The sequence below is a fragment of the Spirosoma endophyticum genome (assembly GCF_900112365.1).
Classification (GTDB): Bacteria; Bacteroidota; Bacteroidia; order Cytophagales; family Spirosomataceae; genus Spirosoma; species Spirosoma endophyticum.
The window spans coordinates 110547-134851 of sequence record NZ_FOLQ01000006.1 but is presented as its reverse complement, the minus strand read 5'-3'; the positions used below and the strand labels follow the sequence as shown (position 1 = coordinate 134851).

The following is a 24305-nucleotide window of genomic DNA, read 5'->3' as shown; positions in this document are numbered from 1 at the left end:
AAAGGTAGGCTGTTGGATTGTCACTAAATCAGCCTGACGTAAAACAGAACTGGCTCTCCGGCAGTTAAATTGCGATTAAAAAGGCCAATAGTGGCAACAAGATTAGCTTTATGTGTTGGCGTAGATAAGAGCCCGGTTGAGCGAAAAGGAAAAAGATGTATATTGAAGGCCATGAACACTCATATTATAATCGGCTCGTTTGTTGTCCTGCTGGGCGTAGCCCTGATCCTTTGCGGGATTGTGGTAATGCGACAGGGACTGGTCGTTAACGATTTAAAGAACAAATCTGCTCATAAGTCATTATTGAGTGACCCGCGTTATATTAAAAGTAGCACAACCCTGGAGAAACATAAGGAATTAACGCGTGTATATGTCCAATACAGCGAAGATATTGCTCGCCAGGCCAAAGCGAATGAGCCGGACAAAAAGAAGCATATTGCCGCCATTGAACACAAGAAAGAAACATTATATCAGCAGATGGATTCGCTGGAAACTGAGTGGAATACCCTTTGGGTAGAATTATCCAACGAATACATTGAACCCGAAATGACAGCTCCCAAATAATTCAACGGCAACAGCCTTATCGTCATTTGCCTTTCCAATTTACGGCGTACTGAATCATAATCGTTTGACAAGCGCAGAAATGAAATCGAAAATTCTGCGTCCTGACGCAACCGTATCGTTACGCAACCCGTACCATGAGTATTAACAAGGAATTCAGACAGCCGTTGCTCAATTGAGTAGCGGCTGTTTTCTTATTAACTTATGCTGGGAAATAAAGTCTGTAATGGCGGAATAAGGCTCTGCATAAGTAGTATGCTTCACGCAACGTAGCGATTCGGTCGTCTGGTCGGGCTGAGCTAGATATTAATGGGCATTGTAAACGATTCTATCATCGTTATGAACAATCCTACTATCGGGGTGACTTTCCACTTTTTTGCCAGTCTACCATTATATAATTTGATGCTACACGCCCCGATCGATTGGTTGGGGCTTTTTTGTTGGCCACCTCAAACATTGGCATTGTAGATCCGATTCAGGTTTAAAAAAGGATTAGAGCAGGTCAAGGTTTTGGGATACGTCCGGCCAATTATACAGCGCTATTCGTAAGTCCACCAGAACCCGTTCAATTTGGACCAAATCTGGTCGATCGGGGAGAGGACTTATAATAGCTGCTGCTTCAATTCGGGCCACTTTCTCTTCCGCTTGTTTGATCAAATCATCATACGCGAACGCACCCGACCGAATGTTTAAGAGTTCAGCATGGTTTGGCCGACGTACAATAACCTGGCCAGTTTCCAGAATCTCCGTCGCCATATCCAGCAAGCGGAACGTATGCATCATATTTTTGGCATCGTAGTTTTTGCCGTGATTGAGCGTGTTCTGATACCGAGCGTCGTTACGTTTCTCAACCCAATCCCAATACTCCCGATAATCTTTGCAGTAACTGGAATATCCGTCATGATTCACAGACAGGTACGCCAGTAACGTAGCATTTTTGGGGATACTGCTCAATGATACTTCGGTTGACTCTTTGCCTGAGATAATTCCCTGAAAACCTAACGTAGCTGTTTCGTCGTAGAAAAGTGCATATACATCACGGGCATGCGGAACGCTTGCCAGACCGCAATTTTCCTGTTTCCAGCCATGAGCCGCTAACCAGTCCAGGACAGGTTTTGACCCGGCTGAAGAAGCACTGCCTTCCAGTACGTAGCAAAAGTTGAGCAGAGATTTTCGCTCCTTCGGCAGTGGATTCAGGATTTTCTTGTTCAAGCCCCGCGCTTTTTTAATCTGGCTGACGGCATAACCAGCAAAGGTGTCTTTGCAGAGTTTTGATAGAAAGTCAGTAGGCTTTAACAGGTCGAACAGCGGATGCTTCTGGAGAATACAGTCAGCTGGAGCGCAGAGAAGTTCGAGAATGTTAGGGTTGTTTTTGGAAAGCAATTCGACAAACCGGCGCAGCTCATAAAAAACCACATCGTTCTTGTCATCGTTAACCTGCTCAACGTAATTCAATCCGTAAAGATCAGCCTGAGGTAGAAGAAATACCCCTCGAATATCAGTGTCAGATGTAGGCAGGTCGGTACCGTAGGCGCGGCTGCCGCTTATGCACTCGAATAAAATTAGGTTACGGTCTCGAAGGTTTTGAATGGTCATTGAGATTGGTTTTTTGAATTCTTGCCGGTTTTATTCGGTGCGAAACATACGTATCGCTAGTGTAGAACTTGACAAAACTAGTCTATAAGAAAACCAAAAATCCTTAAAAAAAGATAAGGTTCCCCGATCGAAGCGGAGAACCTTATACTGACTATTCCTAAACCCTTAACCTTTTCTACATGAAAAACTAACTTTTACTCTTTTCTGTTCCAAATACCTAATTTTTAGATATTTATTCCAAAGTGCTGAACATCAGGCGTTTCGCTAGTGGATTGGTTCGCATTCCAGAGGAAGTTGATCATCCGGGCTGTGTGGCCAACCTGTTTTGTCCAGTTACTGGCGTTTGCATCTTTCTGCTTGGCCAGTTTATCAGTTAGTTGAAGAGCCGCTTCGTTGAACTTGATACGATCGGCAGGGCTGATGTTCAGCACAGCGGTCGGATTTTGGTTGTACAACGAGACAACACTCATAAAGTTCTGCCAGTTGGTAGTATTTACAAACTTGGCAATGTTAAGTTCTGCATACGAAGCAAATTGCTTCTGCGAACCATTGACAAGCATCGTACTTGCCGGCTTGTTGGCTGCCGGGCTATCATCAGTGTTGGTGGTGGTAGCCGCGGTTGCCAAAGTATTTACTAATCCTAATCCAAGAACCAGTGATGCAAAGATAACACGCGTTTTCATTGTTTTGTTCTATTTTTGTTTCAATCAGATAACGCACAAAGGTCTATAGAAAGTTTGAAAGTGCAAACCCCGTATAGGGCCGTATCGGAATTTTGTTCCGAATTTAATGCGGTTTAGAGAGAATTTTATGGAATGGGTCGATACGTATTGCAAGGAAACAGTATAAAATTCTGCGATAATGGGAGGTCAGTTCTTCTTTATACGTTTTGGAAAAATTGAAATATTCTTTAAAATGTTATATCATTGGTTGTAATTATTCATCGCTGCTTGTATGCCCATAGTACAAAAAGTGAGCGCAGCATCGCCCGCGCGGTCCAGATAAGCCGGTAATTGGATCAATTCATCTTCCGGAAACTGTCCCAGTACGAAGTCAACTTGCTTTCCTCTAGAGAAATTGTTGCCAATACCTACCCGCAATCGGGCGTATTCCTGCGTACCCAACGATTCATCGATACTCCGTAGGCCGTTATGCCCCCCCGCCGAACCTTTGGGTTTCAGGCGCAGCTTATCAAACGGTAAGTCTTTGTCGTCAGTGATAACCAGCAGGTTTTCAATGGGAATGTTTTCCTGCTTCATATAATACAGTACAGCCTTTCCGCTAAGGTTCATATACGTAGTGGGCTTCACAAAAAATAACTGCTTGCCTTTGTGCTGCCATTTGGCGGTATACGCCAGACGCGTCATCGAGAAGGTGAAGCCGTGTTGTGCAGCCATCCGATCGAGTACCATAAACCCGGCGTTATGGCGGGTGAGAGAATATTCAGGCCCTATGTTGCCCAGGCCAACAATCAGAAATTTCATTTGCTATTGATTCAATAAAGCTACCGATTCGTGATAGCTGGTTTGAGTGCCGTCGGGAAACTGACAATCCAGCCGGTACACATACATACCTGCTGGCGCCGAATGACCATTGACTTGCCCATCCCAAATGGGTTCACTGTTTAAAAGCACAAAATTAGTATGATTATACATGACAACACCTCATCGGTCGTAAACCGTAAAGCGGGAAACTGTAACAGAAGGAAAGGCGAAGTGTGTCGTAAAAACATCGTTAATCTGGTCAGCATTAGGCGAAAAGGCGGTTGGTATATAAACGATTCTAGGGCAATCGAGCTCGATCAATACGGACTGAGTAACCACACAGTTATTTGTGTCTCGGGCCGTAATGACATAATTCCCGGCCTTCAGTCCCGAAAAATCGGCGCTACGTTGATACGTTTGCCCATCGAGCGAGTAATCTGTGGGGCCTGTCACACGGCTGCCAGCTACTGAGATGACGCCGTTTTCTTTGCCGCATTCTTCGGGAGTTGTTTGAACATCTTCCAATTGAGGGCCCGTTCTGGGGGCCACGCTGATATTCTGCTTGATCGTGCATCCTGTTCCATCCTTCGCCACCAGCGTATACGTACCAGGTTTTGGGCTGTATGTATTACCTGTAGCCAGTACGCTGGTTTTAGCTCTCGACGAATACCATTTAATGTTTTTACCCGTAACGACGAGATTAACCGGGCTGCCTTTGCAAAACCTAGTACCCGATTTTAGCACAATTCGGTATAACTCGACTTTGCCGCCCGATGAGTCTTCGCAGGTTGTGCCGTTAGCGATACTTTCGTAGGTACCAATCAGACTCTCGTCCGCAGGGTTATACATAAGTTTTCCCCGCCAGAAGCAAAGATCTTTAATTTCTGTACTCCCGTTTTTGTCGGCCTCACTAAACGTAACAAACGATGGCGTGACCTGCCCTGACAAATAGGCTACCCCTCCGAAAGGTACATCAGGAACAGATGTTTGTGCTGTACCGCCAAGGGTGCTTCCCGTTTGGGTAAGGGTCATGGTATAGTTATACACGATCTGATTCGGATCAGTCGGATAGGTAATGCCAAGCCAGTAGCCCGCTACGTTCTGCGCCTTGCTCACGATAGCCAGCAGCCCCAACAAAAGGGAAAGGCAGCTTGTAAACCCTTGTTTCATCGCTAACGAAGTTTTTACATAATGGCTTCACCCGTTGTTACCGCTAAAGTAGTGACAATTATGCATTTGTGTGATTCATGAATTGGCTACGCTGTCGTTGTCAAGCAGAATGTTCGTTTAATCGCTTATTTTTACCCGATGAACCAACAACGCCTGATTCTGTCCAGCCCGCTGCTCGAAATCGTTATTAGCCGCCTGGCGCAGCAATTGATCGAAAATCACCAAGACTTTAGCGATACTGTTCTTTTGGGGATGCAGCCGCGGGGGATTTATTTCGCTGAACGTGTCAGCCGCGAAGTCAATCGGGCGCTAGGTCATAACGTACCGCTGGGCTATCTGGATGCTACGTTCTACCGCGATGATTTCCGTCGTCGCGACACGCCACTACGTCCGAACACAACGAATGTGCCGTTTATTATTGAGAATAAGCGCGTAATTCTGATCGATGATGTATTGGCAACGGGCCGTATGGTTCGGGCTGCTCTGGATGCCATGACCGCCTTTGGTCGACCCCGCAAAGTTGAACTGCTGGTGCTGATTGATCGACGGTACAACCGCGACCTTCCCATCAAACCCGATTATACAGGCATGCGTGTCAACACCCTTGAGTCGCAGCAGGTACTGGTTGAATGGACGGAACAAGGTGCCGACGCCGACCGAATCTGGCTCGTTGGCTGAGCTATGCAGCCAAAGTAGATACGTTCAGACTACTCTGATGAAAATACTCATTTAGTAATCATTTTGGCTAAGTATATATAACTGTTTAGAGGCAGAAAACAGATAATATTGATGTTCTAATAATTAAGGATTTATTTGTCCGATTTTGAGGGTATATACGTAATTTGGATTGTCGGTTTTTTTGTAATTTAGCCGACCGTAATTACCTAAAATGAGGCCTCTGAATCTACTTCTACTTCTTTTCTTGATAGTTTCTTATCTGGGTACTGAAGCCAGGGCACAAACTGTCTACACCGTCACCGGTTTGGTGACCGATTCCCGAACCGGAGATCCCATCCCATTTGCCAGTGTGGCCCTCGTTGGGCGTCGGAGTGGTACGGTCAGCGACGAAAAAGGCCATTATACGCTGACTGTTAAAATTTTGACGGACTCGCTGGCTGTCAGCTCGCTGGGCTACAAACCTCTTCGTCGGGCTATTGATCCGGAAAGACCTACCCAAGCGGTTGATTTCAAGCTGGAGTCGTCTGGGACGGCCCTGCAGGAAGTCACCGTAAAAGCAGGTGAAAATCCCGCGTGGCGCGTGCTCCGTCAGGTTCGGAAAAATAGGACGATCAATGACCGCAAGCGGCTGTCAGCGTATGAATACGACAGTTACGTAAAGACGGAAATTGCACTGAGCCACGTAACGGAACGGATGCGGAAGAATCCGCTGATCAAGCGGATCAACGAGGCCATGAGCAAGCAGGATTCGATCGTGGACGATGAAGGCCATCGGCTGCTTCCGCTGCTGGCTTCGGAGTCGGTATCCCGCTATTATTTTAGAAGTAGCCCCGAGCGAAAACGTGAAGATATTCGTAAAACCCGCATCAAAGGTGTAGCCGTTGACGATGCCGGTCTGAGTTCGCAATTACTGGGCGGGACAAACCTGGTCAGCCAAAACTTCTACGACAACTATATTCCGATTCTGGGTAAGGATTTTGCGTCACCCATTGGCGATAACTGGAAGAACTGGTACGAATTCTTTCTGGCCGATACTACGCAGATTGGTGATCACGTCTGTTACGAAATTCACTTCGATCCCAAACGGCCCGAAGACCTGGTCTTTATCGGGAAAGCCTGGATCGATACCACGTCTTTTGCCCTTTGCCAGATTGAAACGCGCATTGGCAAAGATGCTAACCTGAATTACGTGCGTGGCCTGACCATCGAGCAGGAACTGGAAACAACGGTCGATTCCAGCGCCAGTAAAACAGCTTCTGCGGGTTGGTTGCCTGTGAGTATCAAACTGACCGCCAACCTGACGGGCGTTGGAAAGCAATCGCTTGGAATGCGGGCGCAGGTGACCCTGCGCAATAGCAACGTAGTAGTCAACCGACCGCATCCAATACTCTTTTACGAACAGCCCATCGAGCCAAGCGATACGGTCGCCACGACGAACGAAGCGTACTGGCATACGGTACAGAGTACACTTGCTGGAGCCGATTCCTTGAGTAAAGAGGACCAGAAAGCCCGTGAAATAATCGCAAAACTACGGGCAGTTCCGGCTGTGAAAGTGGCCGAGGCTATCGGGCAGGTTGCTGTTACGGGTTTTCTTAAAGCAGGGGGGCTCGACATTGGGCCATATCCTTATCTATTCGCGGTGAACAGCGTTGAAGGGTTACGAACCCGGATAGGCTTTCGTACCAACGAGCAGTTTAGTCGTAACCTGGTGCTACGTGGGTATGTCGCTTATGGCACACTGGATGCCCAGTTTAAATACGGAGCCGAAATAGATTATCTATTCTCGCGGCAGCATTGGACCATAGCCGGCGTTCGTATCGCTAACGATCTGGAACGATTGGGGCTGACGCCTGAGTTGATTGGAGGCAATCGTATTTTTTACGCCTTCAGCCGATTTGGGCGCTATCGGGGTGGATATCAGAGCTATCAGAAAGAAGTGTTCTTTAAAACAGAACCCGTTAAAGGAATTCTCCTGACGGCTATGCTGGGCAGCCGGACATTTGATCCGCTATTTCCATTTCGCTATCGGGTAGACCCCGAATTAGGTGATCAGTCGACACTGCGATCTGAGTATAACGATGCGTACTGGGCCGTTGAAGCTCGGCTAGCCCGCAAAGAAAAATATTTAATGGATGGCAATGAGCGGATTACACTTGGCACCAAACGGGCCCCTGTCCTGACATTGCGCTATACCCGTGGATCTAAAATGCTGGGTGGCGACTTCAATTACGATCGGTTTACGTTACGAGCGCAGCAAACGTTTCGGCTTGGCCCGCTTGGCCGCACCACCTATCTGCTGTCGGCGGGTTATACACCCTCTACATTACCGGCTCCGCTGTTGTTTCCGCACATTGGAAATCCAACTCCGCTATTGACGACCAACACCTTCAACCGAATGCAGTTTTATGAGTTCGTCAGCGATCGTTTTGTGGCCATTCATGTCCAGCATCGCTTTGAAGGGCTATTGTTCAATCGCATACCGGGCATTCGAAAATTCAACTGGCGATTGATCGCTAACGTTGATGCGTTGTGGGGAAGTATGTCGAAGGCCAATGAGGCTGTTGCGTCGCGTAAACCCCTGCCGGATGGTGTAAGACCTATTTATTTTGGGGCGCTCGATGGTAATAAACCCTATATGGAGGTCGGTTATGGGATCGACAATATCTTTAAGTTGATACGTATCCAGGCGATTCACCGGCTAAATTATCTGGATGACGGCCCTAACAACATACCGCTTAACTCATTTGCCTTGAAAGCATCGGCAACTATCAGCTTTTGACGTCATTTCGTAATCATTTAAGAGCACAACGAGTTATTGAACAAATAGCTAGTTACTGTCATGTCTCTTGTTGCCCCTGTTACCGTTCATAAAATCATTGGTGAAAGCATAACGGAGTCTCCCGACTTGCTGGCTGTTGAGGAACCGCTGGAAATTCAACTGGGTTTTGGTCCAGTTACCGATCGGCAACAGCGATCAGTGTCGGTCACGATGCGGACGCCCGGTCATGATGAAGAACTGGGCATGGGCTTTCTGTTCACTGAAGGCATTATTCAGCGACCCTCCGATATAGTTTCGTGTCGCCATTGCGTGCAGGATTCAGCTAAGGAGGGTAACGTACTACGGGTTGAATTGCATCCTGACGTAGTGGTGGACTGGGCAAGACTGGAACGAAATACGTTCACATCGTCGAGTTGTGGGCTGTGTGGCAAAACGACGATCGAGGCTGTTATGGCACTCACGGCTGGCCCAATCCTGTCTGATTTTACCGTCGAACCTGCCATATTGCATACATTGCCCGACCATGTTCGTGAAGCGCAACGGGCCTTTGCCTACACGGGAGGTATTCATGCAGCCGCTCTGTTCGATGCTGACGGGAAATTGCTACTTGTTCGGGAAGACATTGGGCGTCATAATGCGCTGGATAAGCTCATCGGAGCGGCTTTCTGGCAAAATTGGTTACCCCTGAGTAATTACGGTGTTTTCCTGAGCGGACGTATCGGTGTGGAACTGGTGCAGAAGAGTTGGCGGGCGGGCGTTTCAATGCTGGCCGCCGTGGGTGCACCCTCCAGTCTGGCTGTGCAAATGGCGCAGGAAGCCGGCATGACAGTCGCCGGTTTTGTCAGAGATAACCGTTTTAATCTGTACAGCGAGCCCAGCCGGGTACGACTCATGCAATCTGCTTAAGCGAGTGCGTTGTGTGGCACAAGTATCGATAAAGCACCCGGTTGAATAGCGGCTTTTAACTGAGTGATACGTCCCTGGTATTCGCCATCAACCTGAAAGTAAGCCCGTCGATGCGTTTCGATATGGACAGACGTAGCGGGATGAATTTCAATCTTTTTGGGATCAAACGGCCGATACTGCCAGAATAACTTTACAATTTCCCAGAACGATAATTGCCGGAAAATAACGACTTCGAACTTCCCGTCGAAGGGATCGCCATCGGGATTGATAACAGCACCAGTGCCATACATGCGGGCGTTAGCCAGTACGACCATGAAGGCTGCCCGGTTTATACACTCATCCCCAACCGTAATGGACACCCGCATCAATCGCCGTTTCTGCAATACGTTCACAACCCCTTTCAGGTAACCCCACTTGCCTCGCAAATTGTATTGTTGATAATGTTTAACTAATTGAGCGTTCAGGCCAATATCGCTGAGGTGCAAACAGATGTTGCCGTCGTTTACCGAAATAATGTCCAGTGGCTTAGGCGTCCCGTTCACCAGCACATCTAGACTTTCGTGAACGCCAGAAGGGATACTTAATTCACGGGCCATGCCATTGGCCGAACCGGCTGGTAAAACACCAAGCAGAATATTGGTCCCAAGCAATTGAGTGGCCACGATTTTTATGGTGCCATCGCCCCCGACAGCTACTACCCGATCGGGCTTGTGCTGGGCAATTTGCTGGCGTATCGTTTCTTCGTCGGTTTTGCCATTGAGGTAGAACGTGTGGAAAGTATGCGGCAAATCGGCGAAGTAATCATTTATGCCGCCTTCCCAGACGGTTTTGTCGTTTCCACCGGAAACGGGATTAATGGCAAATAAAAAAGTCAACGGCGGAGTGCAGTTAGTGAGCAGTGGTAAGTCAATGGGTCAAATAGACCTCATTTCAATAACTCAAACCGTTTATAAAGGTTATAAGCAGTGTGTATTGACTGAACGTTATGGAAACTCTGTCCCCGCCAACCATTTATGAAAAGACCGGAAGTCTGAAAGGCAGGCTAAAAGGTCGTCTTTTGTCGTGGCTGCATCTGACCGAACGGCCTGTGGTAAAGGTATATCGCGGTTTTGGCAATGATCATCAGCTAACGATTCACGGTAGCGTATTCCATCGAAGTGCACTCTCCCGAACAAAATACAGGAGCAACATCTGGGTGAATTTGCTTGGTCTGATCCGATTGTTTTTGGTAAAACCCTATCCGCATGCAACCGTTAAGGTTTGGGCGAATGATCAGACAGCGCAGGCAAAAACGGATGCTGAAGGGTATTTTCGACTGGAAATTAAGTTACCGCAACCACTGCCGCCGGGTTGGCACCGTATTCAGGTACAGCTTATACATGAAACTGTACTTGCCGAGAGCGAGGGGAGCGTACTAATACCACATCAAACGGAATTTGCCTGTATTTCAGATATTGACGATACGTTTCTAGTCTCTCATTCGGCTACGATTACCAAACGACTGACCGTGTTACTTACCCGGAATGCCCATACCCGAAAACCATTCGAAGGCGTTGTAGCACATTATCGACTGCTAGCCGAAGCGAACAGCGGCCCAGCAGCAACCAATCCGTTTTTCTACGTATCGAGCAGCGAATGGAACCTGTATGACTACATTCTGGAATTCTCGGAGAAGAACGGCCTGCCCGAAGGTGTTTATTTTTTAAGTCCGTTAAAACGATTGAAAGACGTACTGAAAACCGGCCAGAATAAACACATGACGAAATTTATGCGCATTGTGCGTATACTGGAGGCTTATCCGAACCAACGATTTATTTTGTTGGGTGATGATACACAGGAAGACCCCACAATTTATGCATCAATTGTCGAGCACTTTCCAACTCAGATTCGTTGTGTGTATATCCGGCAGGTTCATGGCAAAAATGAGCCGAAAACCCGAGCCAAATTAGTAGGAATCGAAGCAAAGGGGGTACCGTATTGTTACTTTGCTCACAGTGCCGAGGCTCGACAGCACTCGATAGATAATGGCCTAGTTGCTACGTAGTAATATATCGGACAGCCTCTTGCTGTTTGAGTAATTTTTAATAAAACAGCAAGAGGCTGTTTTTGGTAAAAATATGGATCAGAACACGCCCCCCGAAGAACTAACCGGTGAACTTGAAGTTGGTAAGCCCTATACCGAAGCCGCTGGTGTTACGGCCATTGTAAAATCGCTTGAGCATATTGTAAACGGCACAGACCTGATACGTGGCCTGAAAGTATTGGCCGACTTAAATCAGAAAGATGGGTTCGACTGCCCGTCCTGCGCCTGGCCCGACCCCGATGGACATCGGTCAAAGCTGGGTGAATACTGCGAAAGCGGGGCAAAGGCCGTAGCGGACGAAATCATGGATAAGCATACGGCCTCGCCGGTCCTGTTTCAGCGTTATTCCGTAGCCGAATTGCTCCAGAAAGGCGACCTCTGGTTAGGGCAGCAAGGGCGTCTGACACAGCCCCTTATACTCAAACCGGGGGCTACGCATTACGACGCTATTTCGTGGAATGATGCTTTTCAGCTCATCGCCGATCAACTCAAGGCACTTGACTCGCCCGATGAAGCGATTTTTTATACGTCGGGACGTACCAGTAACGAAGCCGCTTTTTTGTATCAATTGTTTGTGCGGATGTTTGGTACTAACAACATGCCCGATTGCTCGAATATGTGCCATGAGTCAACCAGTGTGGCCCTGGCCGATTCGCTTGGTCTTGGTAAAGCATCGGTAAAATATGAGGACTACGAGAAGGCCGACGTCATCATGATTATGGGGCAGAACCCCGGCACGAATGCGCCCCGAATGCTCACGCCCCTGGAGGAAGCCAAACGAAATGGCGCGAAAATCATTGCCGTCAATCCGCTGCACGAAGCCGGATTGCTGGCCTTTAAATACCCCCAAAGTCCCCGCGATATTTTGTTTGGCGGGCAAAAACTGACGGATGTATTTCTGCAGGTACGTATCAATTCGGATCTCGCCCTGATGAAAGCGATGGCCAAAATCCTGCTGGAAGAAGAGAAAAAAGCACCAGGAAAAGTATTGGACCAAAACTTCATTCAGCAATACACATCGGGTTACAATGATTACGTAAAGAGTCTCGACCAGTTCGAACTAAATGACCTGGCCGCACAGTGTGGCCTGACCGTGGCACAAATTCAGGAAGCGGTTGACCTGTTCAAATACACGCCCAAGCTGATCATTTGCTGGGCAATGGGGCTAACGCAGCACCGGAATTCCGTAGACAGTATCAACGAAATTATCAATCTACTGCTGCTGAAAGGCAGTATCGGTATTGAAGGGGGAGGGGCTAGCCCCATTCGTGGGCACAGCAACGTGCAGGGCGACCGAACGATGGGAATTTGGGAGAAGCCGAAACCGGAATTTCTGGACGCGCTCAAACGGGTCTTTAAATTTGAACCACCCCGCGAAAATGGGTATGACACCGTAGCGGCTGTAAAGGCTATGAAAGAAGGTAAAGCCAGGGCGTTTTTTGGGCTGGGCGGCAATTTTGCTATGGCCGTTTCGGATACAAACTATACTGCTGATGCTTTAAAAAATTGCAAACTGACCGTTCACGTATCGACTAAACTGAACCGAAGTCACCTCATTCATGGCGAAACCGCGCTGATTTTACCCTGCCTGGGCCGCACCGACAAAGATATTCAGGCGACTGGCGAACAGTTTGTTAGCTGCGAAAGCACTACAGGCGTCGTGGCTCAGTCCCACGGTTCTGTAGACCCTATTTCATCTAATCTGAAAAGTGAAGTAGCGATTATTGGTGAGCTAGCGAAGGCAGTTTTTTCAACACCGACCGAGACGGTCGGACGTGACAACAATACTTCCAGTGCCAACCTTCCCGGTCGATACTACATAAATTGGGACGCCCTGATTGCCGATTACGACAAAATTCGTGACCTCATTGAAAAAGTAGTGCCGGGCTTTGATAACTACAATGAGCAAGTGCGGAAACCGGGTGGTTTTTACATTCCGAACGGACCACGGGTTCGGGAGTTCAAGACAAAAGACGGTAAAGCGCACTTTACGATCAACGCGCCCACGCATCATGAGCTACAGCCCGGCGAGTTATTGCTGATGACGGTACGTAGTCACGACCAGTTTAATACAACTATTTACGGTAATGATGACCGTTATCGGGGTATTTATAACGAACGGCGGGTGGTTTTCATGAACTCCGACGATATGGCCAATCTGGGCTTTACGGAGAAACAGGTTGTGGATTTACACAGTGAGTACAATGGGCAAAAGAGAACGGCGCATCGGTTCTTAGTCATTCCTTACAACATTCCCCAGGGTTGTACGGCGGCTTATTTTCCTGAAACGAACGTACTGGTCCCTATTGATTCGATTGCCGACAAAAGCCACACGCCTACGTCCAAATCAATCGTCATTACCGTGACGCCAGCGGCTGAGTGAGTACATGTTGAGAATAAGCAATTAGTATAACGCTTGCGGATCGTGTTAAAAAAGCGATCCGCAACTAATTACTTCGTCGCCACGTAGAAAAAGTCCAGACTGCCGGCTGGGTCGTTGCTTACTACGTAGTCAGTATAGTTGATTTCAGCGGCAAGACCGTCGGCTTGCAGAAGCCGGTTACGGTTCAGGCGGTTCATCAGATCGTAAGGAACTTGCAGCAGTCGGCGGGGCAAGCGGTATTGCAGATTGAAAATATCGAAGCGGGTTAGTTTCTTGACCGATTCCTTATTCTGCTCATAATACGTCATTACCTTCTTGTTGCCGTGAATTCCCTTCGTGTCAACGGCTGAAAAATACTTGTTCATCAATGATTTTAGCCCGTCGGCGTAGTATTCCCGTACATGCCAGGGATTACGCGTGAGCGAGAACGTTTTGTTGACCGTTGTCAGCAGGAGTTTACCACCCGGCTTAAGCACCCGATGAGCTTCCCTGATAAATAAATCGTCGTTTTCGATATGTTCAATTACCTGAAACGTTACGATAAAATCGAACATATTGTCAGCAAGACCCGCGAGAGGGGGAATGTTAGCGGCAATGAACGTAGCGTTCGGATACTCAGCACTTAGCGCCGAGATTAACTCCTGATTTTTGTCGATGCCCGTATACTGTTTGGCGGCTTTATTGAGTAATTCGAGGCCCCGGCCCCAGCCGCAACCGATTTCGAGGACGTTGCCGCTTACCATGGTGGCTGCTTCGACGTAAGGAAATAAAAGCCGTTGGTGAACGGGATTATCCGACGCGATTTCAGCGGAAGTAATTTCAGTGGTTTTGTACATGCGTTTGTAATTCGTACCGTAAAATTAGTCTATTTGTATAAGTAAAGAAAAATGAACGGCTCTGGTAACCCGAATGGTATCATTTTTTCGTTATTAGTAAGCAACCTGCAGAAATGTCTTTGTAGGCTGTTATAATTAACGCTAACCAGGCTGTAGCTATGCCGGTTGGGGTCAGTTTAGGTTGATCAACTTTACTGTTGTTTATGCGAATTCTATCTGCTTTGCTCCTTATTGCCCTCGTATCGGGCTGCTCAACCACCAAAAAAACGCAGCAGGCCAAAATCAATGCGGACTATGATGCCCGCGCCAAAGGGCTTAACAATCAGGCTGGCCAGTCGGCCGCTCGCCCAGCCGATAGTCAACGAGCTGAGTCTCAACGGAACGACCGCCCAAGCAGTACTACACCCGTCGAATCGCGTCCGGCTGTTGCGCAAACACCGCCACCGGTTAAGGTTGCCACAGATGGCCCCGCGCTGGGCACGAGCACAAATCTGTCAACTAAAACGACAGGAGAATGGGTCGTTACGTCCATCAAAGGGAAATTTCTAGCGAATGACTCCACCAGCGTTCGGGTTTATATGGACTTAACGGCCAAAACGCCAATGGGTGCCCCTGTGTTGAACCCAACCGATTTTTCGGAACATTTTCTGATTGCCTATGTCATGTATCCTGACTACAACAACCGCGAACGGTTGGGTTATGGCACGGTGCCGCTCAATGCCCAGACGGTTGGGCAGGAAGGTGATCACCTTACCCTGACGTTTGACATAAAACGCCCAAAAGATGCTGTCAATGCAGTTTTGCTCACTGAAATTACGGAAACTAGTAGCGGCACGAAGGCACGAAATGATTTGTCGTTACGATTCCGGGCGCCCAGATTGAGCGACCGATTCAGCTTATTCGATAAGACTGGCCAAAAGCCGCAACTACGTAGCTACGTAAATGCGGGCGATACGGTTATTATCCGGGATGTCAGCGGTACAAATAAGTCATTGTATGGCGTTCGCTACCGGCATGATTTCGATGCGGCTTCATCGCCCATGAATACGTCGCCCCGGCCAGCGTCTAAATCGCTTAACGTTGATTCGACACTCACGATCACGACGAATCAGCCGTTTGTGCTGCCCCGTGAAGGGTTATATTATTTTGTGGAAGATACAACCGATGCATCGGGCATTGGTTTAGTGGTTGCCGACAAACGGTTCCCGAAACTAACCCGCCCCGAAAAGCTCATCAAACCGGTGCTATACATGAGCACCAGCACAGAAATCGGCGAACTGAATCAGGCGCAGGACGTCAAAAAAGCCTTTGATCGGTACTGGCTGAGCCTGATGTCGGGAAATGAAGAAGTAGCCCGGAAAACGCTGAAAGCTTACTTCGATCGGGTTGAAGAAGCCAATCGCCTGTTTACGAGTTATAAAGAAGGCTGGAAGACCGATAAAGGCATGATCTATATCGTGCTTGGTGCCCCAGATCGAGTGCAACGGAACCGGGAACGCGAAGTGTGGGTTTATAATCGCCGGGCCAATGTCTCGGAGGTTAATTTTACATTTACGAAGAAACCGAATCAATTTGTCGAGGATCACTACGAACTGGTGCGCTACATAGAATATCAGCCGATTTGGTACCCGATTGTCGAAGCATGGAGAACCGGCGCAATCCGCGAGTAAATCGCCCGAATAAAACGAATCATTCCCGACCCGGTGGGTCAAGACCGCAGTTTCGTCCGCAACCCGACGAAATGGTATTTGGTATTCAGTCCGTTATCGAGACACTCAAGTCCGATCAGCAGATTGATAAGCTATATATGGAACGGGAGTTGAGCAATCCCGATATTCAGAATCTGGCTTTTCAAAACCGTGTTACGATCCAGCGCGTGCCGGTCGAAAAACTGGATCGGCTAACCCGCAAAAATCACCAGGGTGTGGTTTGTCTGGTTGCTCAGGTTCAATACGTTAAACTGTCCAACGTCATCGCCGACGTATTTGAACGGGGCGAAGCACCCTTTTTCCTGCTTCTCGACCGTATTACTGATGTTCGGAATTTCGGGGCTATCGCCCGCACCGCCGAATGTACGGGCGTACAATGCATTGTCATTCCGGGCCGGGGAGCTGCCGCTATCAATTCCGACGCTATGAAAACGTCGTCGGGTGCACTGAACCATATCTCGGTTTGCCGCGAAGCCGAACTCACTGAAACCGTGAAATACTTGCAGGAATCAGGCATCACAGTGGTGGCCTGTACCGAAAAATCAAGTCGTGATCTCTACGAGCGTAGTACCAATCTAACTGGACCGCTGGCCATTATTATGGGTTCGGAAGAAGACGGCATCTCGCCTGAACTGCTCAGAATGGTGGATACGCACGTTAAGATTCCATTGTTGGGTGCTGTGGGCTCGCTCAACGTGTCAGTTGCTACCGGCGTAGTACTTTATGAAGCGGTAAGACAACGTACTGTAGCGGCAAACGCAGTATAGCTTTTGATAAAACGATATAGAAAACAAATTTTATAAAAAACAAAAAGACCGACTTATCAACAGTCGGTCTTTTTGCTGGTACATAACGCGAACGAGACGTCCACGTTACTTATTTACGACAACTGCAAGTCGTCAATTACGCGCTGCACTTTCGCCTTTAGTTGCGCGTACGTATCGTCGAAAGCTTCTCTGCTGGCCAGTGGTTCGCGAACACTGACGTAGAACTTGATTTTAGGCTCTGTGCCCGATGGCCGCGCTGAAATCTTGGTGCCGTCGGCCGTGAAGAATTGCAGTACGTTAGATGATTCGATGCCCATTTTGCCCGCTTCAATGGCCGTTGTTGTGCCTGCCTGAACGTCCAGACGCGTCAGCGCTTTATAATCATCCATCCGAACAACGGCTGCTCCGGCGATTTCTTTAGGCGGGTTGGCCCGGAAATCAGCCATCATCTGCTGAATTTCTTCGGCTCCCGTTTTGCCTTTTTTCGTCAACGACACGAGCGATTCGTAGTAGAAGCCGTTTTCCTGGTACATCGCCATCAGCAGATCGAACAGGCTCTGGCCTTTGTCTTTGGCATAAGCAGTTAGTTCGGCAATCATGGCGCAGGAAGCAATGGCGTCTTTATCACGCACGAAATCACCGATCAGGTACCCATAGCTTTCTTCGCCACCGGCAATAAATTTCTCTTTTCCTTCCAGTTCGCGGATTACTTCGGCAATGTATTTGAAGCCGGTCAACGTATTGTAGCAGGCCACACCGTAGCGTTTACACATCTCGTCGATCAGGTCGGTTGTAACGATGGTCTTGGCTACAAATTCCTTTCCGGTTAGTTTTCCCGCATCTTTCCAGGCGTTGAGCAGGTAATAAATAATCAAGCTGGCCATCTGGTTGCCGTTCAGCAACTCAAACTCCCCGTGGTGATTGCGGGCACCTGCACCCACGCGGTCGGCGTCGGGGTCGGTAGCCATAATCAGATCAGCATCGATTGAATTGGCCAGATCGAGCGCCAGTTGCATAGCCGCGCGTTCTTCTGGATTCGGTGATTTTACGGTTGGAAAGTTGCCGTCGGGTGTAGCCTGCTGCTCAACAATATGCACGTTGTTAAAGCCCAGCGCATCGAGTACACGCGGCACCAACGTAATGCCAGTTCCGTGGATGGGTGTATATACGATATTCAGATTAGCCTGCCGCTTAATAACGTCCGGGTTGACGGCGTTAGACTTGACGCGCTCCACATAGGGGGCGTCAATTATTTCATCAATCAATTGAATTTTCTCCGGTACACCTTCAAACTTGATATCGTCAACCGACGTAATCTTATTCACCTCGCCAATGATGGCTTTATCGTGCGGAGCGACCACCTGGCCGCCGTCGTTCCAGTAAACTTTGTAGCCGTTATATTCCGGTGGATTGTGCGAAGCCGTTACAACAATACCACTCTGGCAACCCAATTGCCGAATCGCAAACGAAAGTTCGGGCGTTGGACGCAGGCTGCTGAACAAGTATACTTTAATGCCGTTCGCCGAGAAAATATCGGCGACTAATTGGGCAAATTCAGGACTCATCCGGCGACTATCGTGTGCGATGGCTACGCTGATGTCTACACCCGGAAAGGCCGCATTGATATAATTGGAGAGTCCTTGCGTAGCGGCTCCAACGGTATAACGGTTCATGCGGTTGGAACCCACGCCCAGAATACCGCGTAATCCGCCGGTGCCAAACTCAAGATCACGATAAAATGAGTCGGTCAGTTCTGCTATGTTGCCGGAGTCAATCAGGTGCTGGATAGCTTCTTTTGAAGCGCTATCGTAGTTTCCAGCGAGCCACTGGTCAACGCGTTGCTGGGTAGAAGGATCAAGGGTCGTTGTCATGCTTGTCTAAACTAACTGTTATTGATTACAGAGTGAATGTATTCGGTTTGTGTGTAAAAAAGAACATTATTTTCGGGAATATGTCAAAAAGCTTTTAGGTCTACTAGCTTCCGGTTAAGTGGGATTTAGTGAAACCCTGTTTTCTCATCACTGTTTCGAATAGACACGTAGCATTGCTATTAAACAGAAGTCGAAAGCCAAAGACGCTGAAGATTTCAGGCATTATAGATGAAAGTATTAATTCGCCAAAATTACACGTAGCTGGTTGTCTGCCAAACCTACACGATAGATTCTGGTATGTATTTTTAAAATACACACCAACTTCGGGAACATATCAAGCCTGATTAAATAAAAATCCCCAACGTAGTGGTTGGGGATAAAGGTATTGATAGATGGTAATTCTGGAATTACGTCAAAATCGGCTCCAGGGCGGCCCGGTTTTCATTGAGCCAGGCATGAATGTCGGTCACAATTTCGCGAATGCCGAGTTCCGGTTTCCAGCCGGTTAGCTTCGTTACGTTCGTATTATCTGTAATATAAAGCCGGATGTCAGCGGCCCTATTTTCAGCAACTTGTTTGATTGGAATAGTTTTGCCGGTCACCTCCTGGCAAATTTTAGTCAGTTCCTGCAAGGATGCGCTGCTTTCATTGCCTCCGCCTGCGTTCAGAATCTGGCCGTTTACGGCATCTAAATGATGCAATTCCCAGTCGATGAGTCGGTAAAGGTCGGCAATGTGAAGCATGTCGCGGGTTTGTTTGCCCGTCCCACCATAGCCAATGTAGGCGAGTTGCTGCTCAAAATAATGCTTGGCGATCCAGAGCACCATCACACCCTGATCGACTTTTCCCATTTGCCAGGGACCCGTAATGACACCACAGCGATTGATGACCGTTTTCAGGCCGTAAAACTCGTTGTATTCCTGAATCAGAAGTTCGGACGCCAGTTTCGTAGTGCCATAGAGCGATCGAGGGCCATCAAGGGGGAAGTTCTCGGCAATGCCCCGCGACGATACGCCCGGAACAGGTTGGTCATCGGTTAAGACAAACCGTGTATCAGCCTCCTCGAAATTAAGTGTTTCAATGGTTTTGATTGGGTAAACGCGGCTGGTCGACAGGAAAATAAAATTGGCCTTATGTTTTAATGCGTAGTTAAGGCAATTGACCGTACCAAATAGATTGGTGTTGATCAAATAGTCCGGCGTACCATCAAGCCCTGCCAGTACCGATGGCTCGGCTGAAGCTTCGATCACCGTATCAACGGCAGGGAGCGCATCGAAGTCTTCTTTATTTCGAATATCGCCGTGCAGAAATTCAATGCCTGCGGCTTTCAGGCGGGACAGGCTTAGTTCAGAACCACGCCGTTTGAGATTATCGAGCGCAAAAATCTGGTAGTGCGGATAATTCTGTTTCAGGGATATGGCTAACGAAGCGCCAACAAATCCGGCCCCGCCGGTGATAAGAAGTTTCATAGGGAATGATGAATGATGAATTATAGATGATGAATCACTATGGGCGCAAATCATTTATAATGCATCATTCATAATTAAGTTGTAATACGTTTTAACTGGACGTTTTCGACCGGACGAATGACCAACGGTACTTTCTCGACCTTAACGGAACTACTGTCCAGACCGAACCAGCGGTCTTCGGGGGTGGTAAATCCTTTGATCGTAAAGTATAGATTCATGATAAAGCGCTCACGGGCTGGTAATTCGTTTTCGAACGACAGAAACTTTTCGAGAACCACAAATCGGAAATCGCCAATTACATTTTGACGGCTCAGCGATTCGTAGCGGCTCGTGATGTCCACTTCTTTGTTTTTTACCATGTCTTCAATCACCTTGCGGAAGAACAGGTTGATACGTTGCTCAACCCGGAAACCGAGCTTAAACGTCACTTTATAGGCATCGTCGGGGGCGATCGTATTGACTTTATATTCCATCGTATAGGGGTCGTCGGTGGTATCGACGTGAACGAACCAATAGATATCGGCGCGTTTTGGGCGTTTCTGGAAGATCGAATAAATAATTTTCGACTCAATTTCCGACTGCCGGGCTGCATTGCTCATGAACACGATGTGGGTCGCGTATTTTGGAATGCTAATGTCGCGACTGAGTTCCTTGATCGCCTGGGTGTACTGGTCGATCCGGACGTACTCCGTTAAGCGCAGTTTGATCTGGAACGCCTGTAGCCAGATGTACATGACCCCCGCAATGGTTGCACCAATCAATACCGATACCCAGCCACCATGCGGGAATTTGATAAGATTCGCTACCAGGAAAGATCCCTCAATGCCGAGGTAAACCGTCAGGAAAAGAACGACCCACCAGGCTTGATACTTATGCGTATAGAGGTAATAGGACATCAGCAACGTAGTCATCAGCATGGTCAACGTAATGGCCAGGCCATAAGCCGCTTCCATGTTCGATGACTCACGGAAATAGAGCACTACGCCTACACAACCTGCCCAAAGCAGCATATTAACGCTTGGTACGTAGAGCTGCCCTTTCTGAACGCTCGGATAACGTAGCTGTACTTTAGGCCAGAAATTAAGTCGAATCGCTTCACTGATAAGCGTAAAAGAGCCACTGATGAGTGCCTGACTGGCAATGACCGTAGCGGCCGTAGCGATAACGATGCCAACGGTCAGGAACCAGGGCGGCATGATCTCGTAGAAAGGAATCCGGTCTTTTAACGTCTGTCCCTGCATACTCACCAGCCACGCACCCTGACCAAAATAGTTGAGTATCAGGCAGGATTTGACAAACACCCAGCTAACCCGAATGTTGGCCCGGCCACAGTGCCCCATATCGGAATACAGGGCTTCGGCACCTGTTGTACACAGGAATACGGAGCCAAGCAGCCAGAAACCACCCGGATATTCAGAGAGAAGCCACCAGGCGTAGTAGGGGTTAATAGCGGCAAGAATGCCCGGTGCATGAGCAATCTGAATAGCCCCAAGGGTACCCAGCATCACGAACCAGACAAGCATGATAGGACCAAATGCGGTGCCAACTACATTCGTACCAAAGGCTTGAATCAGAAACAGAATCGTTAGAATCGCGATAACTATCTCGATAATCTGCACATGGGTAATAGCTGGATAGAGCAGACGCAGGCCTTCTACTGCCGACGACACCGAAATAGGTGGTGTAATAATACCATCAGCCAGCAAAGCTGAGCCTCCAATAATAGCTGGTAGTGTAAGCCAGCGGGCATGACGTCTTACGAGTGCATAGAGGGCAAAAATGCCTCCCTCCCCCCGGTTATCGGCCCGTAGAATCAGGATGACGTACTTAACCGTGGTTTGCAGCGTGAGCGTCCATAACACGCAGGAAAGGGCGCCCCGAATAACGTCGGCCCGGATTATATTTTCAGGTCCGATAATAGCTCGGAGTGTATACAGGGGCGATGTACCAATGTCACCGTAGATGATACCCATTGCCACCAGCAAACCAGCGGCCGTAACGGCATCTATATGTTTCTTGTCTTCCATAAAATAGGCTTTCGCCTTATTGGTACGAGCTGGTCAAAACGGGGCAAAGATAACCGATGTTTAGATTCATTAACGTTGCTTTAATTGAAAGTTGACAATTGCTGTCAGACTCAAAAATTGTACTGGCCTGAAAAACCAGATAATAGTATCTATCGTATGTATTGATATCAGACGTGGCGGCATACATAGTTCCCCTACGGCTAAGGGTTTTGTTTAATTAGGTGTGTTTGGCAGATGGCCCGTTTATTTAACGGGTCATCTCTTATTATGGCCTTAGCTTGAGACGTATGACGCTAGTGAATAATAATTCATTACTTCTGGCTATTGCGGATAAGCGCTACATAAAAACGAATTGACGTCAGATAATCTTTTATGTTAATACGCTCATTTGTACCATGAATCCCCTGTGTTTCGGTGTCGTTAAGCGGTATGGGTGAAAACCGATACGTAGCGGTCGTGAGCCCCGCATAAAACTTGGAATCCGTGGCACCTAACATCACATAAGGGGCTACAACTACGTTGGGAAAAACACTTTTGATGGTCTGGTGGATTTTCTGGAAGACAGGGGAGTCCGGGTCTGCTAACGCCACCGGATCATTCCCCTTGCCCAGAATACTGACGGTAATGCTATCGTTTTCAATCACTTCTTTTACCCGTTCAACGACTCCGTCAACCGTATCGCCGGGTAGCAACCGGAAGTTGACCGTAGCCACGGCGTCGATGGGTAGTACATTGTCTTTAGCGCCAGCCTTGAAAATGGTGGGTGCCGTTGTGGTGCGAATTGAGGCATTACTTGATTTTGTCTGCGCCAGCTGGTGTTCAATAAGTGGGCTAAATAACCATTGATTCGCCAGAATCAGTCGTTGCCCAAACGGAACTTCTGAGGCCAGATACGACAGCATGTGATTGATGCCGCCATCTAAACGGGCTGGAAATGGATGATGTTCCAGCTTACTAACGGCTTCGGCCACCATCCCAATACTGGTTTGTTCGGGGGGCATTGACGAGTGGCCCCCTTTGCCAACGGCTGTGAGTTCCAGGCTCAGGTACCCTTTTTCGCTGATACCGATTAATGCCACTGGCTTCTTTATGCCCGAAACGCCGTCGGTTTTGATAACTCCGCCCTCATCCAGAATATATTCGAGCGAGACACCCCGTTGTTTCAATGCAGCAGCAATCGCCTGGGCGCCATGTCCCGATGTTTCTTCGTCCTGTCCGAAAGCCAGCAATAAGGTTCGCTCGGGCTGGAAATTGCTACGTAGCAGGTACTCAACTGATTCTAACAAGCCCATCATGCCCATTTTATCATCGAGCGTACCACGTCCGTAAAGGTAACCGCCCTCCATAATGCCCGCAAAAGGTGGACGTTTCCACATACCCTGCGTTCCCTGAATGACCGGCACAACATCATAATGTGCCATCAGCATCACCGGTTTCAAGGCTGGGTTACGACCTTTCCATTCGTAGAGCAAACTGTATTGAGTAAATGTCTCACGTTTTAGCCGCTGATGAATAAGTGGATAGGCAGTCTGTATGTAGCTCAGAAACTTGTCAAATTGAGTAGTATCTGTCAGGGTGTACTCAGTGAAGGAAACGGTAGGAATCTGTATGGCCCTGGCTAATCGCTGAATTGCGGAGTCGGGGACCACGATTGGTGCGGCTGGTGGCACGTTGGTCAATTGATGCGAGGTTAGCCGAAACGTATTGACAAACAACACGGTAACCAACACGATAACCAACACGATAACTAATAGAGCCGTGACTTGTAAAAAAGAGCGCATAGAATAGGTTAGTGTAAGTTGTAAGTAGTTAAACAAACGTATCGTTTGCGCACATGCCTGACTAAGACTGTCCCAAAAACGCTATAATTTTATCTAAAAGAAAAATTTATTTGGATAAGATGATTTATGCCAATTTTAAATATTGGTATTGTTTAGCCTAGGCCAATAATAATGATAAAGTCTACCTACGTGCGGATAGACTTCA

The 24305-nt window shown here is 48.1% G+C and carries 19 protein-coding genes; 8 read left to right on the top strand and 11 right to left on the bottom strand.

Annotation, left to right across the window (positions count from 1 at the left end):
- The first annotated feature begins 171 nt into the window (after positions 1-171).
- Entirely contained in the window at positions 172-564 is a 393-nt protein-coding gene (locus BM202_RS17245; RefSeq protein WP_093828311.1) for a hypothetical protein, read from the top strand.
- Positions 565-1053: 489 nt separating this feature from the next.
- Here the strand turns inward: BM202_RS17245 and BM202_RS17240 are convergent, their stop codons facing one another.
- The 5 genes from BM202_RS17240 to BM202_RS17225 all read right to left on the bottom strand — a co-directional run bounded on the left by BM202_RS17240 (position 1054) and on the right by BM202_RS17225 (position 4811).
- Positions 1054-2157 (bottom strand): nucleotidyltransferase domain-containing protein, encoded by a 1104-nt coding sequence (locus BM202_RS17240; protein ID WP_093828309.1) that lies wholly within the window; start codon positions 2155-2157, stop codon positions 1054-1056.
- 224 nt (positions 2158-2381) lie between these two features.
- Positions 2382-2840: a hypothetical protein gene (locus BM202_RS17235; protein WP_093828307.1), complete on the bottom strand. Its 459-nt coding sequence runs from the start codon at positions 2838-2840 to the stop codon at positions 2382-2384.
- A 240-nt stretch (positions 2841-3080) separates the two neighbouring features.
- On the bottom strand, positions 3081-3641 hold the full coding sequence (pth, locus tag BM202_RS17230) for an aminoacyl-tRNA hydrolase (RefSeq protein ID WP_093828305.1): 561 nt from the start codon (positions 3639-3641) through the stop codon (positions 3081-3083).
- Positions 3642-3644: 3 nt separating this feature from the next.
- Positions 3645-3791, bottom strand: a complete 147-nt coding sequence (locus BM202_RS38245) for a gliding motility-associated C-terminal domain-containing protein (protein WP_245776699.1) — start codon at positions 3789-3791, stop codon at positions 3645-3647.
- Between the two features lie 30 nt (positions 3792-3821).
- The gene (locus BM202_RS17225; RefSeq protein ID WP_245776698.1) at positions 3822-4811 is read right to left on the bottom strand and encodes a hypothetical protein; all 990 of its coding nucleotides are present in this window, start codon (positions 4809-4811) and stop codon (positions 3822-3824) included.
- A 138-nt stretch (positions 4812-4949) separates the two neighbouring features.
- Here BM202_RS17225 and pyrR point away from each other — a divergent pair, with 138 nt between their 5' ends.
- The 3 genes from pyrR (at position 4950) to fdhD (ending at position 9174) form a co-directional block, all read left to right on the top strand.
- Positions 4950-5489, top strand: coding sequence for a bifunctional pyr operon transcriptional regulator/uracil phosphoribosyltransferase PyrR (pyrR, locus tag BM202_RS17220; RefSeq protein ID WP_093828303.1), 540 nt, complete (start codon positions 4950-4952; stop codon positions 5487-5489).
- Positions 5490-5733: 244 nt separating this feature from the next.
- Positions 5734-8268: a DUF5686 and carboxypeptidase-like regulatory domain-containing protein gene (locus tag BM202_RS17215; RefSeq protein ID WP_245776697.1), complete on the top strand. Its 2535-nt coding sequence runs from the start codon at positions 5734-5736 to the stop codon at positions 8266-8268.
- Positions 8269-8328: 60 nt separating this feature from the next.
- Positions 8329-9174: a formate dehydrogenase accessory sulfurtransferase FdhD gene (fdhD, locus tag BM202_RS17210; protein WP_093828299.1), complete on the top strand. Its 846-nt coding sequence runs from the start codon at positions 8329-8331 to the stop codon at positions 9172-9174.
- On the opposite strand, the gene BM202_RS17205 is transcribed toward fdhD, so the two are convergent.
- Positions 9171-10049 carry a diacylglycerol/lipid kinase family protein gene (locus BM202_RS17205; protein ID WP_093828297.1) on the bottom strand — a complete coding sequence of 293 codons (879 nt, stop codon included), beginning with the start codon at positions 10047-10049 and terminating at the stop codon, positions 9171-9173. The two genes, fdhD and BM202_RS17205, sit on opposite strands and share 4 nt — an antisense overlap.
- Before the next feature lie 110 nt (positions 10050-10159).
- Between BM202_RS17205 and BM202_RS17200 the strand changes: the two genes are divergently transcribed.
- A complete protein-coding gene (locus BM202_RS17200; RefSeq protein ID WP_093828295.1) occupies positions 10160-11218 on the top strand; it encodes an App1 family protein in 1059 nt (352 codons plus the stop codon).
- Between the two features lie 73 nt (positions 11219-11291).
- On the top strand, positions 11292-13640 hold the full coding sequence (locus BM202_RS17195; protein WP_093828293.1) for an FdhF/YdeP family oxidoreductase: 2349 nt from the start codon (positions 11292-11294) through the stop codon (positions 13638-13640).
- A 68-nt stretch (positions 13641-13708) separates the two neighbouring features.
- Here BM202_RS17195 and BM202_RS17190 read toward each other — a convergent pair whose 3' ends face one another.
- The gene (locus BM202_RS17190) at positions 13709-14476 is read right to left on the bottom strand and encodes a class I SAM-dependent methyltransferase (protein ID WP_093828291.1); all 768 of its coding nucleotides are present in this window, start codon (positions 14474-14476) and stop codon (positions 13709-13711) included.
- A gap of 203 nt (positions 14477-14679) precedes the next feature.
- Between BM202_RS17190 and BM202_RS17185 the strand changes: the two genes are divergently transcribed.
- The gene (locus BM202_RS17185) at positions 14680-16146 is read left to right on the top strand and encodes a GWxTD domain-containing protein (protein WP_093828289.1); all 1467 of its coding nucleotides are present in this window, start codon (positions 14680-14682) and stop codon (positions 16144-16146) included.
- Positions 16119-16952 carry a 23S rRNA (guanosine(2251)-2'-O)-methyltransferase RlmB gene (gene rlmB / locus BM202_RS17180; RefSeq protein ID WP_177236611.1) on the top strand — a complete coding sequence of 278 codons (834 nt, stop codon included), beginning with the start codon at positions 16119-16121 and terminating at the stop codon, positions 16950-16952. Before BM202_RS17185 ends, rlmB begins: the two co-directional genes overlap by 28 nt.
- 113 nt (positions 16953-17065) lie before the next feature.
- On the opposite strand, the gene BM202_RS17175 is transcribed toward rlmB, so the two are convergent.
- The 4 genes from BM202_RS17175 to BM202_RS17160 form a co-directional block, all read right to left on the bottom strand.
- On the bottom strand, positions 17066-18823 hold the full coding sequence (locus BM202_RS17175; protein WP_093828288.1) for a phospho-sugar mutase: 1758 nt from the start codon (positions 18821-18823) through the stop codon (positions 17066-17068).
- A 407-nt stretch (positions 18824-19230) separates the two neighbouring features.
- Entirely contained in the window at positions 19231-20292 is a 1062-nt protein-coding gene (locus tag BM202_RS17170) for an NAD-dependent epimerase/dehydratase family protein (RefSeq protein ID WP_093828286.1), read from the bottom strand.
- 74 nt (positions 20293-20366) lie between these two features.
- Complete coding sequence (locus BM202_RS17165) at positions 20367-22319, bottom strand: KUP/HAK/KT family potassium transporter (protein ID WP_093828284.1); 1953 nt, start codon at positions 22317-22319, stop codon at positions 20367-20369.
- A gap of 311 nt (positions 22320-22630) precedes the next feature.
- The gene (locus BM202_RS17160; protein WP_093828282.1) at positions 22631-24100 is read right to left on the bottom strand and encodes a M20 family peptidase; all 1470 of its coding nucleotides are present in this window, start codon (positions 24098-24100) and stop codon (positions 22631-22633) included.
- Positions 24101-24305 lie beyond the last annotated feature (205 nt).

Excerpts from the sequence above, each read along its gene's own strand:
- pyrR (WP_093828303.1), top strand. The coding sequence starts at position 4,950 with ATGAACCAACAACGCCTGATTCTGTCCAGCCCGCTGCTCGAAATCGTT.
- BM202_RS17240 (WP_093828309.1), bottom strand. The coding sequence starts at position 2,157 with ATGACCATTCAAAACCTTCGAGACCGTAACCTAATTTTATTCGAGTGC.
- BM202_RS17170 (WP_093828286.1), bottom strand. The coding sequence starts at position 20,292 with ATGAAACTTCTTATCACCGGCGGGGCCGGATTTGTTGGCGCTTCGTTA.
- BM202_RS17235 (WP_093828307.1), bottom strand. The coding sequence starts at position 2,840 with ATGAAAACGCGTGTTATCTTTGCATCACTGGTTCTTGGATTAGGATTA.
- BM202_RS17245 (WP_093828311.1), top strand. The coding sequence starts at position 172 with ATGAACACTCATATTATAATCGGCTCGTTTGTTGTCCTGCTGGGCGTA.
- BM202_RS17200 (WP_093828295.1), top strand. The coding sequence starts at position 10,160 with ATGGAAACTCTGTCCCCGCCAACCATTTATGAAAAGACCGGAAGTCTG.
- BM202_RS17175 (WP_093828288.1), bottom strand. The coding sequence starts at position 18,823 with ATGACAACGACCCTTGATCCTTCTACCCAGCAACGCGTTGACCAGTGG.
- fdhD (WP_093828299.1), top strand. The coding sequence starts at position 8,329 with ATGTCTCTTGTTGCCCCTGTTACCGTTCATAAAATCATTGGTGAAAGC.
- BM202_RS17160 (WP_093828282.1), bottom strand. The coding sequence starts at position 24,100 with ATGCGCTCTTTTTTACAAGTCACGGCTCTATTAGTTATCGTGTTGGTT.
- BM202_RS17195 (WP_093828293.1), top strand. The coding sequence starts at position 11,292 with ATGGATCAGAACACGCCCCCCGAAGAACTAACCGGTGAACTTGAAGTT.
- pth (WP_093828305.1), bottom strand. The coding sequence starts at position 3,641 with ATGAAATTTCTGATTGTTGGCCTGGGCAACATAGGGCCTGAATATTCT.
- BM202_RS17185 (WP_093828289.1), top strand. The coding sequence starts at position 14,680 with ATGCGAATTCTATCTGCTTTGCTCCTTATTGCCCTCGTATCGGGCTGC.
- rlmB (WP_177236611.1), top strand. The coding sequence starts at position 16,119 with ATGGAGAACCGGCGCAATCCGCGAGTAAATCGCCCGAATAAAACGAAT.
- BM202_RS17225 (WP_245776698.1), bottom strand. The coding sequence starts at position 4,811 with ATGAAACAAGGGTTTACAAGCTGCCTTTCCCTTTTGTTGGGGCTGCTG.
- BM202_RS17190 (WP_093828291.1), bottom strand. The coding sequence starts at position 14,476 with ATGTACAAAACCACTGAAATTACTTCCGCTGAAATCGCGTCGGATAAT.
- BM202_RS17165 (WP_093828284.1), bottom strand. The coding sequence starts at position 22,319 with ATGGAAGACAAGAAACATATAGATGCCGTTACGGCCGCTGGTTTGCTG.